General features: G+C 61.5%; 12 protein-coding genes. 9 read left to right on the plus strand and 3 right to left on the minus strand.

What is annotated here, in order from left to right; all coding sequences use genetic code 11:
* Positions 1–1,572: GAF domain-containing protein (locus JNL55_RS28275; protein ID WP_293862594.1), on the minus strand; the 1,572-nt coding region annotated here is incomplete at its 3' end.
* Between the two features lie 258 nt (positions 1,573–1,830).
* On the opposite strand from JNL55_RS28275, the gene JNL55_RS28280 reads away from it, so the two are divergent.
* The 8 genes from JNL55_RS28280 (at position 1,831) to JNL55_RS28315 (ending at position 10,842) form a co-directional block, all read left to right on the plus strand.
* Entirely contained in the window at positions 1,831–2,808 is a 978-nt protein-coding gene (locus JNL55_RS28280) for a methyl-accepting chemotaxis protein (protein ID WP_293862596.1), read from the plus strand.
* A gap of 213 nt (positions 2,809–3,021) precedes the next feature.
* Positions 3,022–3,387, plus strand: a complete 366-nt coding sequence (locus JNL55_RS28285) for a response regulator (protein WP_293862598.1) — start codon at positions 3,022–3,024, stop codon at positions 3,385–3,387.
* 27 nt (positions 3,388–3,414) lie between these two features.
* Positions 3,415–3,732, plus strand: coding sequence for an STAS domain-containing protein (locus JNL55_RS28290; protein ID WP_293862600.1), 318 nt, complete (start codon positions 3,415–3,417; stop codon positions 3,730–3,732).
* Entirely contained in the window at positions 3,729–5,915 is a 2,187-nt protein-coding gene (locus JNL55_RS28295) for a chemotaxis protein CheA (RefSeq protein WP_293862601.1), read from the plus strand. Before JNL55_RS28290 ends, JNL55_RS28295 begins: the two co-directional genes overlap by 4 nt.
* 38 nt (positions 5,916–5,953) lie before the next feature.
* Positions 5,954–8,707, plus strand: a complete 2,754-nt coding sequence (locus JNL55_RS28300; RefSeq protein ID WP_293862603.1) for a methyl-accepting chemotaxis protein — start codon at positions 5,954–5,956, stop codon at positions 8,705–8,707.
* 14 nt (positions 8,708–8,721) lie between these two features.
* Positions 8,722–9,186, plus strand: a complete 465-nt coding sequence (locus tag JNL55_RS28305; RefSeq protein WP_293862605.1) for a chemotaxis protein CheW — start codon at positions 8,722–8,724, stop codon at positions 9,184–9,186.
* A gap of 43 nt (positions 9,187–9,229) precedes the next feature.
* The gene (locus tag JNL55_RS28310; protein ID WP_293862607.1) at positions 9,230–9,775 is read left to right on the plus strand and encodes a hypothetical protein; all 546 of its coding nucleotides are present in this window, start codon (positions 9,230–9,232) and stop codon (positions 9,773–9,775) included.
* Positions 9,772–10,842: a protein-glutamate methylesterase/protein-glutamine glutaminase gene (locus JNL55_RS28315; protein WP_293862609.1), complete on the plus strand. Its 1,071-nt coding sequence runs from the start codon at positions 9,772–9,774 to the stop codon at positions 10,840–10,842. The genes JNL55_RS28310 and JNL55_RS28315 overlap by 4 nt, the downstream gene beginning before the upstream one ends.
* On the opposite strand, the gene JNL55_RS28320 is transcribed toward JNL55_RS28315, so the two are convergent.
* Both JNL55_RS28320 and JNL55_RS28325 read right to left on the minus strand, forming a co-directional pair.
* Complete coding sequence (locus tag JNL55_RS28320; protein WP_293862611.1) at positions 10,824–13,163, minus strand: putative bifunctional diguanylate cyclase/phosphodiesterase; 2,340 nt, start codon at positions 13,161–13,163, stop codon at positions 10,824–10,826. The genes JNL55_RS28315 and JNL55_RS28320 overlap by 19 nt on opposite strands.
* Before the next feature lie 6 nt (positions 13,164–13,169).
* Positions 13,170–13,799 (minus strand): response regulator transcription factor, encoded by a 630-nt coding sequence (locus JNL55_RS28325; protein WP_293862613.1) that lies wholly within the window; start codon positions 13,797–13,799, stop codon positions 13,170–13,172.
* Positions 13,800–14,146: 347 nt separating this feature from the next.
* On the opposite strand from JNL55_RS28325, the gene JNL55_RS28330 reads away from it, so the two are divergent.
* Positions 14,147–15,234: CHASE3 domain-containing protein (locus tag JNL55_RS28330; RefSeq protein WP_293862615.1), on the plus strand; the 1,088-nt coding region annotated here is incomplete at its 3' end.

Consider the following 15,234-nt stretch of genomic DNA (forward strand, 5'->3'; position numbering starts at 1 on the left):
CAGCATGCCGCAATGGCCGGCCATCGCATTCAGCGGCGCGCGCAGGTCATGAGCGGCCGACGCGGTGAACTCTTCCAGATCGCGATTGGCGAAGGTTAACTCTTGATTCATCGATTGCAGTTCGCGCGTGCGCTCTTCGACGCGCCGTTCCAGCGAAGCGGTGTGTCTATCGACATCTTCTTTCAGCACCGCCTGTTGAAGCGCGATGGCGAGTTGGTCCGCGATGGTGTGCGCGGCCTGGATGTGGTCGGCGTTGAAACAATCGGGCCGGGTATCGATCAGCTCCAGCATGCCGAACAGTTGCTGCTCGCCTCGCAATGGCAGGCCCGCATATGAAACAGCGCCGCTCCGGCGCAGCTCGCTGACCAGGTCCGCTGTCGATGTGGCGGTCGTCAAGTCCGGCAACACGATGGCCTGCGCAGAACCGACTTCTCGCAAGGCTTGCTCGTAGCTCGGGATGGAGTGTGCGAACGGGCGGTAGCTCGATCCGCCGCACGCACCAACCGCTAGCAATTGTGGTGCGCTCGAATGCCGGTCGAATACGACGACGCTCGCGCTCGTACACGGGACCATGCGACACAAATGATCCAGCGCCTTCTGGGCAATCTCGCGAGTGGAGCGCATGCCGAGAATGGCGCGATCCATATCGGCGACTGCTTGAACACGGCGCAGGTGAGCGCGCAGGGTGCCCTCGTTCCGGCGCACGACCAACGCGTTCCACCACACCAAGCTGGAGAACACCAGCATATTGGCGGCGGTGAACGCGGCCAACCCGATCTCGGGGCCATACCAACCACGCCGCTGACCCTGCAACAGTAACCAGCCGACGATACAGGGCAACAGAATCGCGGCTGGCAGCAGCCGGCGCATTTCCGCGCCTGCCTGGTCGGGCGCCATGATTTGTTGAGCCAACAAGAAGCGCGGATGGACCGTGAGCACGGCCTTGGTCAGCACCAACAAGCCGACCGCTGTATGCAATGCCACCACCGAAAAGCCCGGCAGCGAATACAACGACGCCGCCTGGTAGGCGTAGCCCAGCACCATGACGAAGGCACACACCGAGATCAGCAGCACCATCACTTCCATGGCGCCCCACAGTCGGGTCAGTCGCGCCGGCCACGGCAGCATGGCAATGGCCAGCAAACTGAAGCTGATTCCGGTAATCGGCGACATGCGCCAAGGAAACACGCGCAAGCCGTTGGGAGCGTCGTGCGGGACCAGCAGCCGGTCGATGCCCACCGGGACGTTCATGGCGTAGCTCAACAAAGTCGTTCCGGCGATGATGAGTAACAACAGCGCGGTGGCCGGTTGTATACGCAGCAACCAACGATTGAGGGCGCCGCCCTCGGCGCGTCGCGAATGGGCCAGCAATCCGGCCAGCGATAGTCCGCCGGTTAGGAAACAAAACGCGGTATTGGGTTTCAGGGTGCCGAGGCCTGGCACCACAGCGGTGAACAAAGGTTTGGAGAACCACCAGCCGATCAATGCCAGCGCGCCCACCGCCACACATAGGATGGCGATGGCTCGAGCGAACGGCATCAAGGCTAGCGGCGGGCCAGGTTGCATCGCCATCGCGGCAGCCGGAAGAGCAGAGGCAACGTTTTGTTTGTTGTTCAGGGGAAACCTCGTCGCGCGCCTGCCGTTCGGCTTCGCTGCACCCTGCATTTTGTGAGAAGTCTATGCAGGCCGCCAAGCCCCGGCGTCAGCATCTATACGCACCTCCTCGTAAGGGCCAGCCCCGTGTCCGTTTCGGTAGTCGCGCTCTGCAGTTGGCGCCACGACAGCCGTTAACTTGGAGGCCACGACCATACGGAGTGTTGGGGAAGCGTGATGCTGTCTCGTCTGCTGCGCAAGCAAACTTTAGAACAATCGGCGCCGGCCGAGTCCGGTGTTTTTGCTGATTTGTGTGAACGCGTGCTACCCGTGCTGGCCCAGCACGTCGACAATTCGCGCCAACAGATGGAATCGGGCGTCGGCGCCCTGAGCTCCCAGTTCCTCGGCATCGTGCGTCAGTTGGATGAAACATTGGCGGTGTCGGCCAGCATTGGCGGCAACGACGATAACAGCTTTGCCGCGGCCTTGACCGAAGGCCGCACCCGCTTAACCCATGTTATGACGGACTTGAAGGAGATCCACGCCAGCCGTTCCGGCCTGGCCGAGGAGATTCGCGGCCTACGCCGTTATACCGAAGAGTTGCATGCCATGGCCGACGACGTCGGTCAGATCGCATTCAAGACCAACATGCTGGCACTCAATGCCGCCATCGAAGCGGCGCATGCCGGCGAGGCGGGCAAAGGCTTCGCGGTGGTCGCCCAGGAAGTGCGCGCGTTGTCCGAAGCTTCCCGGGAGACCGGTAAGAAAATCGTGTCGCGCATCGAATCGGTCAACAACACCCTTAATAGCCTGACTGAGCGCAGTGAGCAGGTGTTTTCGCAAGAGTCGCAGGCCGTCAGCGGTTGCGAGCAACACATCAACGAAGTGCTGGCGCGCTTTGCCACCAGCAGCCAGACCTTGACCACCGCGACCCAGCGGCTGCGACAGGACAGCGAGCGCATCAAGGACGAGATCGAACAGTCCATGGTGCAGCTGCAGTTTCAGGACCGCGTGTCGCAAATCCTGGTGCATGCGGCCAACAACCTGCGCGAACTCGGTCAGAACGCGGCCAGCCCCCAGTCGGTGCAGGCGGCGGATATGGCTGCCTTCCTGCAGCGCATGGCGTCGAGCTACACGACCTCCGAACAGCGCTCCATCCACGACGGCCGCGCCGATGTCGCTCCGCCGATGGCTGCGGCCGTGGATTTCTTCTGAATCGCGAAACGTGGTTGCCCTTATCCGCTAGGCATTAGCCGCTAGGGCGATGCCTTTAGCTGCTGCCGTGCAGTTGTCTGACGGGTATCTCATGCGCTAACCCATTTGGGGATCGCGGCGAACGCCGATATTTCTAGTAGTGACTTCCCTTGTATCTTCCATCGCTGCCAGGCAGGCACTGGTAACGGATCACTGACTTGCCGAGAAGAGCAAATGAAAACCGTGATGGTGGTGGACGATTCGGCTTCGATGCGCCAGGTGTGCAGCAGTGCGCTGGCCCGTGGCGGCTACAACGTTGTCGAAGCAAGTGACGGGCGCGACGGCCTGAGCAAGCTGGGCGCGCAGAAAGTCCATCTGATCATCAGCGACGTGAACATGCCGGGCATGGACGGGCTGACCTTCGCGCGCGAAGTCAAAGCGCAGCCGGCCCACAAGTTCATGCCCATCATCATGCTGACCACTGAGGCGGGCGAGGACAAAAAGTCCCAAGGCCGCGCCGCCGGTGTGAAAGCGTGGATGGTCAAACCGTTCCAGCCGCAAGTGCTGCTGGATGCGGTCGCCAAACTGATTCTGCCCTGAGCGTAGCTTAGCAATGGGGATCAAGGAATGAGCGAAGCCGCCGCCACTTGCCGCGAGGGTCGTCTGCAGATTGCAGGCGAGCTGACCATTTATGCCGCCGCTGCGCTCAAAGAAGAACTGTTCGGGTTGTTGCCGGAGGTGAGCGGCGACGTCGAAATCGATCTGTCGGCGGTCAGTGCTTTGGATACCGCTGGCTTACAGATTCTGCTGATGGTGCGTCGACTCGCCCTGGCGCGAGGCGCGGCGTTTCGAGTGCTCAATCCGAGTGTGGCCACAGTCGAGATGCTCGAGCTGTGCGGCATGCGCAAGCTGCTCGATGACGCGGCGCTGGAGCAAGCCTCATGAGTCATGAAGCCTTACCGACCTTTCTCCAGGAAGCGCGCGAGCTGAGCGAGGAAGTCGAGACGGCCTTGCTCCTGTGCGAACGGGGCGAAGGCGACGCTGACACCATCAACGCCTTGTTCCGCGCCATGCATACGATCAAAGGCTCGGCGGGCCTGTTCGGCCTCGACAACATCGTGGCGTTCGCGCACGTGGTCGAGACCGTGCTCGATCGAGTCCGCAACGGCCAGCAACCAATGACACCCGCGCTGGTGCAAGTGCTGATCGGTTGTCGCGATCACATCAATGTGTTGCTCGAGGCGGTGGGTGGCGACGAACGCGTCGATGCACCGACGCTCAGTGCTGCCGGCGAGCAATTGCTGAATCGATTGGAGAGCATCGCCGGGTCGGTGAATCGTTTCGGTACGCGCGCGGCGCCGGCGGCCACGGCCAAAGCAACCAGCCCGAGCGTGGATCAGGACGGTCAGCGCGTCGGTTCGGATTGCTGGCACTTGTCGCTGCGTTTCAAAGCCGAGGTCCTGCGCAACGGCATGGATCCGATGGCGTCGCTGAGTTTCTTGAACACGTTTGCCCAGATCGTCGCCATCGAAACCCTCGACGATGCGCTACCGGCGCTCAACGAGTTCGATCCTGAAGTGTGTTATCTCGGCTTCGAGCTGCGCTTACGCACCGACGCCGACCGCGAACGGATCGAAGGCGCGTTCGAGTTCGTCCGCGAAGATTGCACGATGACGTTGTTGCCGCCGCGCTCACGGATCGCGGACTACGTGCGCCTGGTGAAAGAGCTGCCGGAGTCGGGCGACCGCTTGGGTGAAATCCTGGTTCGCTGCGGCTCGTTGACTGACTACGAGTTGGCGCAGGCGTTGCGCCAGCAATCGGTCGATGCCGCTGCAGACGGGGCCGCCCGGCCGCTGGGTGAGATCTTGATCGAACAGCGCACCGTGGCGCCGTCGGTGGTCGAGGCTGCGGTCGAAAAGCAGCGGCAAGCCGATGGCAAAGGTCGCGAACAACGTTCGGTACGCGTCGACGCCGACAAGCTGGAGAACCTGATCAATCTGGTCGGCGAGTTGGTGATCGCCGGCGCTGCCACCAATTTGCTGGCTCAGCGCGCCAAGCTCACCGAGTTGAACGAATCGTCGCAGCGACTGGCCCGGTTGGTCGAAGAAGTGCGCGATCAAACGTTACAGCTGCGCATGATGCAGATCGGCGGCACCTTCGCGCGCTTCGCTCGCGTGGTGCGCGATGTAGCGCATGAACTTGGCAAAGACATTCGTTTGGAAACCAGCGGTGCCGACACTGAGCTGGACAAGACGCTGATCGAAAAGATCGTCGATCCGTTGACCCATCTGGTGCGCAACTCCATGGATCATGGCATCGAGCCCAGCGACGTGCGCGTGGCTCGGGGCAAGAAGGCCCAAGGCGTGGTGCGCTTGAATGCGCATCACGATTCCGGCTCGGTGGTCATCGAGGTGTCCGATGACGGCGGCGGTCTGCGCCGGGAAAAGATTCTGAACAAAGCGCTGGAGCGCGGTTTGATCGCCGCCGGCCAGCAGCTCACTGACAGCCAGGTCTATGCACTGATTTTCGAGCCGGGCTTTTCGACTGCGGATGCCGTGACGAATTTGTCTGGTCGCGGTGTGGGTATGGATGTAGTCAAGCGCAACGTGATGGCACTGCGCGGCACCGTCGATATCGACAGCAAAGAAGGCGAGGGCACGACGGTGCGCATTCGCTTGCCGCTGACGTTGGCCATCATCGAAGGCTTCCTGGTGCGCGTGGGCCAGTCGTCATTCGTGATCCCGCTGGAGATGGTGGAAGAGTGTGTCGAATCGACCCTCGCCACCAATCTGCTCGACAGCAGTCATCGTTACATCGATTTGCGTGGCCAGGTGTTGCCGTTCGTGCGACTGCGCGACCACTTCGGCATCGCGGGTAAGTCGGGGCGGCGCGAAAGCATCGTCGTCGTTCGTTGCGGCAACTTGCGCGCCGGCTTCGTCGTGGATGAATTGTTGGGTGAGCATCAAACGGTGATCAAGCCGTTGGCTCGCGTCTTCCAGCATGTGCGTGGCCTGGGTGGTTCCAGCATTCTGGCCGACGGCGGTATCGCATTGATCATCGATGCGCCCGCACTGATCGAGCAGTGTCAACAAGCGTCTCAGCCGCGCGCCGCGGCCGATGTCGCTTGAAACGGCAATAACTAGGGGTTTGTTTCAGGAGCGTCGTCATGTTGGCTAATCTCAAAGTAGGCACGCGCCTCGGCATCGCCTTCGGGTTGGTAACGCTGGCGTTGATCGCGGTGGTCGGCTTGGCCATCAAGGATCTGAGCGCCGTCAATCAGGTGAGCAGCCTGATCGTCGAGGATCGCTATCCCAAGGCAGTCGAAGCGGCTGACTTGCGCAAGAACATGAATCTCACGCGCGTCGCGGTGCGTGACATTCTGCTCGAGCGTCGGCCGGAGGAAGCTCGCGATATCAAGCAACGCATCTCCACCTACAGCACCGAGACTCGCGCGACCCTCCAGAGGTTGCAGGACACGGTCAACAGCGACGACGGCAAGAGCAAATTGCAAGCGGTCGTCGACTCGGAACAGAAATATGCCGTGCTGTTGTCCCGCTTCCTGGAGTTGGCCAGCTCCGGCAAGCAGGAAGCCGCACTCGAAATGCTGCGCGGTGAGTTGTTCCACGTGCAAGGCAACTACAGCGATGCCATCGAAGCTTTCGTTCGTCACGAGTCCTCGCAGATGGATGCGGCCAATGCCGAAGCAGACAAGACGTACGAGGATGCTCGCCAGCTGCTGATCACGATTGCCGTGATTGCAGTGCTGCTGGCGTTCGCTGCTTCGTTCCTGGTGACGCGCTCGGTGACGCGGCCGTTGGCCAAAGCGGGCGACGCTGCCAATCGTATTGCCAGCGGCGACCTCACCACCGAAATCGAAGTGGACAGCCAGGATGAAACCGGCCAGTTGCTGGCAGCCCTCAGCCGCATGCAGACCCAACTGCGTGAACGCATCGAGGCCGATTCCAAGGTGGCGGCCGAAAGTCTGCGTGTGCGTCAGGCGCTCGACAATGTCGGCACCAATGTCATGGTCGCCGATGCCGATCTGAACATCGTTTATCTGAACCGCACGTTGGAGGCGATGCTACGCAATGCCGAGAGCGACATTCGCAAAGACCTGCCGCGCTTCGACGTGAGCCGGTTGATCGGCACCAACATCGATACCTTCCACAAGAATCCGGCCCATCAGCGTGGCTTGCTGTCTGGCTTGTCCAAGACCTTCGAGTCCACGCTCAAGGTCGGCGGTCGCAGTTTGCGCATCATCGCGAACCCCATCGCGGACTCCAGCGGCAAGCGCGTTGGCACGGTGGTGGAGTGGGCGGATCTCACCGAGCAACTGGTGCGAGACGCGGCCGAGAAGCAGCGCTTGGAAAACGAGCGTCGCATCGCTGCCGAGAGCTTGCGTATCAAGCAGGCGCTGGACAATGCCAGCACCGGCATGATGATCGCCGACCCGGATCTGAACATCGTCTACTTGAACAAGTCGTTGGGCGCCACCTTGAAGAAGGCCGAGCCCGACATGCGCAAGGATTTGCCGAGCTTCAACGCCGATACTTTGCTCGGTACCAATATCGACACGTTCCACAAGAATCCGTCGCATCAGCGCAGCCTGCTTAAGAATCTGACCAGCACCCATCGCACCGCCATCAATGTCGGCGGCCGCAGCTTCCGGTTGACCGCCAATCCGGTGTTCAACGACAAGGGCGAACGGCTGGGCAGCTCGATGGAATGGATCGACGTCACCGCCGAAGTGGCGGTGGAAAAGGAAATCAGCAGCATCGTGCAGGCCGCGGTGGCCGGCGATCTGGGCAAGCGCTTGAGCATGGACGGCAAGGACGGCTTCATGAAACAGCTGGCGCAGGGCATCAACGACCTGACCGGCACGTCTTCGCAAATCCTCGAAGATGCATTGCGCGTGATGGAACAGATCGCCAAGGGCGACCTGACTCTGACCATCGATCGCGAGTACCAAGGCACCTTCGGCCGCTTGAAAGACGCCATCAACGATTCGGTGCTGAAGCTGTCGGCGGTGATCTCCGATGTGCGTCAGGCGGCGGATAGCATCTCCGGTGCTTCGGATCAGGTGTCGGCCACTGCTCAGTCGTTGTCGCAGGCGAGCAATGAGCAGGCTGCGAGCGTGGAAGAAACGTCCGCGTCGGTCGAGCAGATGAGCGCCTCCATCAACCAGAACACCGACAACGCCAAGGTGACCGATCAGATGGCCACCAAGGCGGCGCGTGAAGCAGGCGAGGGCGGCGATGCGGTCAAGAAGACCGTCGAGGCCATGCAGCAGATCGCTCGCAAGATCTCGATCATCGACGACATTGCTTATCAGACCAACTTGCTGGCGTTGAACGCGGCTATCGAAGCGGCCCGCGCTGGCGAGCACGGCAAAGGCTTCGCAGTGGTGGCGGCCGAAGTGCGCAAGCTCGCGGAACGTTCGCAAGTGGCCGCGCAGGAAATCGGCGAAGTCGCCAGCTCCTCGGTGGAACTGGCGGATCAGGCCGGCAAGCTGCTGAGCGAAATGGTGCCGTCGATTCGCAAGACTTCGGACTTGGTGCAGGAGATCGCGGCGGCCAGCAGCGAACAGGCGACCGGCGTCGGTCAGATCAACACGGCCATGACCCAGCTGTCGCAATTGACTCAGCAGAACGCATCGGCGAGCGAAGAGTTGGCCGCGACCGCGCAGGACATGAGCAGCCAGTCGCAACAACTACAGAGCACGATGAGCTTCTTCACCGTGCAAGGCTTGGCGGCGAGTGGCGTAACTCACATCGCTCAAGCGGCGTCTACGCGCGCACCGGCTCGCACCAAGCCGGCAGCGGCTCGTGCGTTGACCTCACGGCCAGCGGCGCAAGCGCGTCGCCCGGCCGGCGGCTCGGCCGCTGAAGACGTAAACGAGCAAGACTTCGTCAAGTTCTAAGCAGGCGGTATCCCATGAGTCAGCATCTGACCTTCATGCTCGGTCGCGAGACGCTCGCGATCGAGATTCTGTGCATCAAGGAAATTCTGGAGTACGGGCATCCCACCGAGGTGCCCATGATGCCGTCGTTCATTCGCGGCGTGATCAATTTGCGTGGCGCGGTGGTGCCGGTGCTCGATCTGGCCGCGCGCCTGAATCGGCCCAGTCAGCCGGTCACCAAGAAGACCTGTATCGTGATCGTGGAGGTACAGCTCGAGGCCGAGCGTCAAGTAATTGGCATCGTGGTCGACGCGGTCAACGAGGTGTTGGAGATCGCCGCCAGCGAGATCGAACCGCCGCCCAGCTTCGGTACCGCGATTCACACGGATTTCATTGCCGGCCTGGGCAAGGTAAATGCCAAGTTCGTGATCGTGCTGGATGTGAATCGCGTGTTGTCCATCGAGGACGCGGCAGTGCTGGCCGCGCGCACTGCGGCCTGAGCGCGAGTTTCGTTGATCAAGGGTGGCGACCAAAGGCTCGAGCTTGGAAACTGTTGCGACCACGGAAGTGGTGCTGAATATCGGCGAGTTTTATTTCGGTGGCGGCCGTACCAAGATCCGCACGCTGCTGGGCTCATGCGTGTCGATCGCGATGTGGCATCCACGGTTCAAGATCGGCGGCATGTGTCACTACATGCTGCCTCGTCGTGGCAGCGGCGATACGGCCGCAGCGGCGCCGTCGGGCAACTATGCCGAGGGCGCGATGCAGCTGTTTTTACAAGAGCTGCGTAACACCGGCACACATCCCCAGGATTACATCGTCAAGCTGTTCGGCGGCGGTCAGATGTTCGTCGGTGCTAGCGAGCCGCCCCGGCTGTTTACCGAAACGGCTGCGTTACGTACCGACATGCATGAAGTGTCGACCCGGAATATCGCCGCTGGGCGTGAGCTGCTGGCTCAGCACGGCTTCAGCATCTCGGTCGAACACACCGGCGGCTATGGCAGCCGCGTGCTGGTATTCGAGCTGTGGAGCGGCGACGTGTGGATTCGCCGGGGCACGGCGCTGAACAACGGAGGAGTTTCGGCGTGAAACAGATCGGGGTCATGATCGTCGACGATTCGGCAGTGGTGCGGCAGGTGGTCGCGGATGTGTTGATGCGCGATCCGCAGATCAAAGTGATCGCCGCGGTGTCCGATCCGGTGTTCGCGTTGGAGCGGCTCAAGACGCTCAGCCCCGATGTCATCGTGCTGGATGTCGAGATGCCGCGCATGGACGGCATCACTTTTTTACGGCGCCTGATGAATGAACGCCCGACGCCGGTGGTGATGTGTTCGTCGCTGACTGAAGTCGGGGCGGCGACCACGCTGGATGCGTTGGCTGCAGGCGCTGTCGCCATCGTCACCAAACCCAAGATGGGGGTGAAGAATTTTCTGCTCGATGCCGCCGCCGACCTGGTCGCGCAAGTCAAAGTGGCAGCCGCGGCAAATGTGAAAAGGTTGATGCCGACGGCGAAAACCGACGCCCGGCCGGCAACGCTGGCACCGGCTTCGGCTCCGGCTCCGGGATCAGCGATGAAACGCACTACCGAACGCATCGTCGCCATCGGCACGTCGACCGGTGGCACGCAGGCGCTGGAAGAAGTGCTCAAGGTGTTACCCAAGGACGCGCCGGGCATCATCGTCGTCCAACACATGCCTGAGCGCTTCACCGCCGCGTTTGCGCAGCGGCTCGATAAGGTGTGTGAAGTCACCGTGCTCGAAGCTACTACCGGTGCGCGGTTGCTGCCGGGGCATGTGCTGATCGCGCCTGGTGGCAAGCATCTGATGCTCAAACGCAGCGGTGCTTATTACTACGCAGATGTTTTAGACGGCGCGTTGGTGAATCGGCACAAGCCTTCGGTCGACGTGCTGTTTCGTTCCGTCGCCAGCTGCGCTGGCGCCAACGCCTTGGGCATCATCATGACCGGCATGGGCGACGACGGTGCGCGCGGCATGAAAGAGATGCGCGATAGCGGTTCGGCGACGCTGGCCCAGGATGAAGCCAGCTGTGTGGTGTTCGGCATGCCCAAGGAAGCGATTCGGATGGGCGGTGCGCAGCGCGTGCTGCCGTTGAACGAAATCGCCGGGGCGATTCTTGCTTACGCCGCCGGGCTGTGAGTCGAGTTGGCGACGCCTTCGAACGCGCGCATCTTCAAGGTTTCGGTAAAGCGCTGCAGGTCGCCCATGCCTTCCAGCAGCGCACGGCATTGCTCCGTCGGGATGGGCTTGCTGAAGTAATAACCTTGGCCGCGATGGCAACCCATCTCGCGCAAGCATTCGAGCTGTTCGACAGTCTCGATGCCTTCGGCGATGGTGTCGATGCCCAGCTGCTTGGCCATGGCTAACACACCGCGCACGATGGCGGCATCGCTGGGATCGGCGGTGATGTTACGGACGAATGCCTGGTCGATTTTCACGGCATCGATGGGCAGATGTTTCAGGTAGCTCAGGTTGGAGAAGCCGGTGCCGAAGTCGTCCAGATAGACCTTGGAGCCTTCGTGGCGCAGCGTGTCGATCATCACCACGCTCTTGTTGGAGTTTTGTAGCCAGGCCGATTCGGTGACTTCGAACGACAGCCACTTGGGATCCAACTGGTGTTGTAACGCCAGCTCGTGACAGCGGGTCGGAAAATCGGTGCGCTCGAATTGCAACGGCGCGACGTTGACGGCCACCGGCACCAGCGGCACGCCGGCGCTCTGCCAGTCATGCAACTGCTGAATCACGGTGCACAGAATCTGATCGCCCAGCGGCACGATCAGGCCGCTCTTTTCGGCCACCGGAATGAAGCGTCCGGGGGCGATGACACCCAGTTCCGGATGCCGCCAGCGAGCCAGCGCTTCGAACGAGGTCAGCATGCCGGTTTGCAAATCCACCAGCGGCTGGAACTCCAGATAGATCTGTTCGGTACCGATGGCCCGGCGCAGCGCCTGCTCGATGACCACATGTTCGCTCAGCTCGGTGTTCATCTTGGCGTCAAACAACTGGAAATTGTCGCGGCCCAGTTCCTTGGCCCGATACAGCGCCATGTCGGCATGTTTCAGCAGCGCTTCGGCATCGGTGCCGTCGTGCGGATAGACCGCCACGCCGATGCTGGCCGTCATTGCCAGCGTCGCATCGTTGAGCGCGATGGGTTCGCGTAGCGAAGCCAGCAACCGAGTGGCCAGCGCGCGAATTTCCAGCATGTTTTCCAACAGCGGCGCCACCACCACGAACTCATCGCCGCCGGAGCGGATCACCAGATCGGCCGGGCCGGTGGCCGATTCGAGCCGTTGTGCCACGATCTTGAGCAATTGATCGCCGGCGCCGTGATTCCTGGAATCGTTGATATGTTTGAAATGATCCAGGTCGACGTACAACAGGCTCAGCGGCCGGCTGTTACCGGCGGCTTCCTGTAACAGCTGCGGCAGCCGGGTGCGCAGATAAACGCGATTGGGCAGTTCGGTCAGCGAGTCGTGTTCGCCGACATGGTCCAGCGTCTGGCGATGACGTTGTTCGGTGGCGACCTGGCGTTCCCAGCTTTGTTGCAAACGGACGATCAGCAACGTCAGCAAGCCGGCGCAGGCGATGATGACCAGGCCGATCGCACCTATCAGCAATAAGGTGGTGCGTCGGCCAAGCGTGGCTATTTCGCGCGTGCTGGGCGCGCTCAGCAAACTAACCGGCTGGCCGTGAATGTCACGTAACAGCGCGTAGCTGATGGTGCGTTCGTCATCGACGTTCCAGCTGAACACTTCCGGCGCTTCGGGATCGTTGAGCCAACGACGGACCGCGTCAGGCAGCTTGGCTTTTGCCAGGCCGTCGCCGCTGAGCCGAGTCATGGTCACATCCAGCTGACTGGTCTGCGCGATGCGCGCTATCTCATCCGCATCGAAATGACGCACGAACAGCAGCAGCGCGCCGGTCGGATCGGTTTCGTTGGAACGATTGATCTCGACGATGGAAAAGGCCATCGGCCCGCGCGAGCTGTCGACGATGCGCTCGACCGGCTTGCGGTGGCGCCAGTCGCCCGGCTCCTCACGCAGATGCGCGAACAGTTGCAACAGTTCGGGCGGCGCCGGATAACGTAACTTACGTTGCCCTTCGAGCAGCTCGGCTGAAAACACCAGCTGGCCGTCGTGGTCCAGGATGGCCACCATGTCCACTTCCATGCTGGCCAGGTTGTAGGGCGAGAAGTTGACGTCGACGAACTGCTGGCTGGGACGATGAATGAACTGATAGGCCTGGTCCCATTGGCCGTAGTCGCGGGTGCTGATGGCCAGCTGATTCAGGTCGGCTTCCAGGGCGCGCAGGATCTGTTCGGCTTTCTGCCGGTTCTGCGCGGTTTCGATGGCATCGAAGCGGCGAATGAACAGCTCCGCCGCTACGGTCAGCGTCGCGGCGAGCACTACGCACGCCGCCACGATGGTGCCGATCAGCAGTCTGGGACGCGAACCGATCACGTTTGTTCAAACCGAACCGATGCCCGACTGAATGATCATGTGCATGCGGACCAGGTGCGCCAGCGATTGCGCGCCCATCTTGTCCATGATGTTGCCGCGATGAACCTCGACGGTGCGCTCGCTCAGGCCCAAGTCGAGCGCGATGACCTTGTTGGCGCGGCCGTCCACTACCAGCTGCAACACTTCCTTTTCGCGTCCGCTGAGCGTTAGAAAGCGGGCGCGAATGTCGGCATGGCGCCGGATGCTCTCGCGATTATTGGCGTCTTTTTGAAGCGCCGCATTGACCCGCTCGATCAGGTCCTGATGGCGCACCGGCTTTTCCAGGAAGTCGAACGCGCCTTCGCGCATGGCTTCCACCACCATGGGAATGTCGGCATGGTTGGTGATCAGAATCACCGGCAACACCGAGCCGATACGATTCAAATGCCGTTGTAATTCCAGACCGCTCATTTCCGGCAAGCGTACGTCCAGAATCAAGGTGCCGGGCGTGCCGTGGTCGAGCTTTTCCAGGAACTGCGAGGGTCGACTGTAAGAAAGGGCGACATGTCCTGCGGCTTGCACGACGGCCGTGAGCACATCGCGAACTTCATCGTCGTCATCCAATATATGGACGACCGGCTGGGCTGCTTTATTCATCCCACCTCTCCCTGATGTTCCGAAAGTCGTCCCGGGCAGTGTACATCGCTTCGAGAAAACAAGGCATCTGCTGCGTGTCTTGATACATCTACTGGCATGTTGTGGTTGTTGTTGCCACCGTTGGCGCGGCAACGAAATTGTGACATATCAATTGTTAGCCGCCTTGAGCCGTTCGCTGCATGCATGGCGGCAGGAACGCTCGTTGCCGCCTGAGGCCGACCCTGTCGATGCTGTAGGCGCGTTAACTACCGATTGCTAGCGGTAACGCCTGTATCTATCGTGCTGCGCGAGTTTGCCTCTGTGAATGACCCTAACGCCCTTTTTGATGCTGAAACAATTACTGGACCATGCACGCCAGCTCGCTTGGACAGACCGGGCTGCCTGATCCCGCTCTTAGGACGGATCCTGCCGCCACTGCCGGGATCGATCCCAGACCGGCATCGCCGGCCGCCATCCCTTTAGAACCCACCCGACGTTCGCTGTTGTCCATCGGTGTGCGCATCGCCGCCGGTTTCGGCGTGGCGTTGTTGCTGCTCGGTGGGTTCAGCATGGCGGTGAACTCCCGGCTCGATGCGGCGGCCCAGGAGCGGCAGTGGGTCCAGCATTCGCTCGAAGTACTCAGTACCAACGAGCGTGCGTTACGCATGATCCGACAGGCCGAGGCCGCGGCGCGCGGTTTCAAGCTGACCAATCAGCTGCTGTTTCGGCAGCAATTCGATAGCTCGGTGATCGACACCGAACGCACCCTTTCCGAATTGCGGGCGCTGACCGCCGACAATCCCACCCAGCAGGAAATCGTCGGCACCTTGGTGCCGGTGATCCGGCAACGCTTCCAGTCCATGCGCCTGCTGTTCGAGCCCAACGCCGGGAGTGCCGAAGAGGTGGTGATGGCGGGCGCCGCCCTCATGGATCGCGTCGAGCAACTCAGCGGTGCCGTTGATCGCGAAGACCGTCGCTTACTGAGTGAACGACGCGAGCGCGCCGGCGCTGCTGAACAGCTGACCAAGCAACTGGTCGCTTACGGTGCGCTGCTGGCGGTGCTGTTGATCGCACTCACCGGCTGGCTGGTCACGCGGAGCATCTTGCGGCCAGTGGATCGACTGTCTGCGGGCGCCAGACGCATCGCGCGTGGCGAGTACCAAGTGCCGGTGGCTATTTCGCGAGACGACGAATTGGGTCAGCTGGCCGCGTCGTTCAACCACATGGCTGCGGACATCTCGGCACGCGAACTGGCGTTGTCCGAACAGGACTGGCTGAACAGCAGCCTGGCGCGCTTGTCGCGCTTGCTGGAAGGCGCCCGCGATCCGTCCAAACTCGGTGCCAAGATTCTGGGCGAGCTGGCGGTCTTGGTCGGTGCCAGACAATCCCTCATTTACGTGCCCACCAGCGATGGCTCGGACGTGCTGGAGTTGCAGGCCAGTTATGCCAGCGACGA

Origin of the sequence: Steroidobacter sp., from assembly GCF_016790065.1 — a bacterium.
In the GTDB taxonomy this organism is placed as follows: Bacteria; Pseudomonadota; Gammaproteobacteria; order Steroidobacterales; family Steroidobacteraceae; genus Steroidobacter.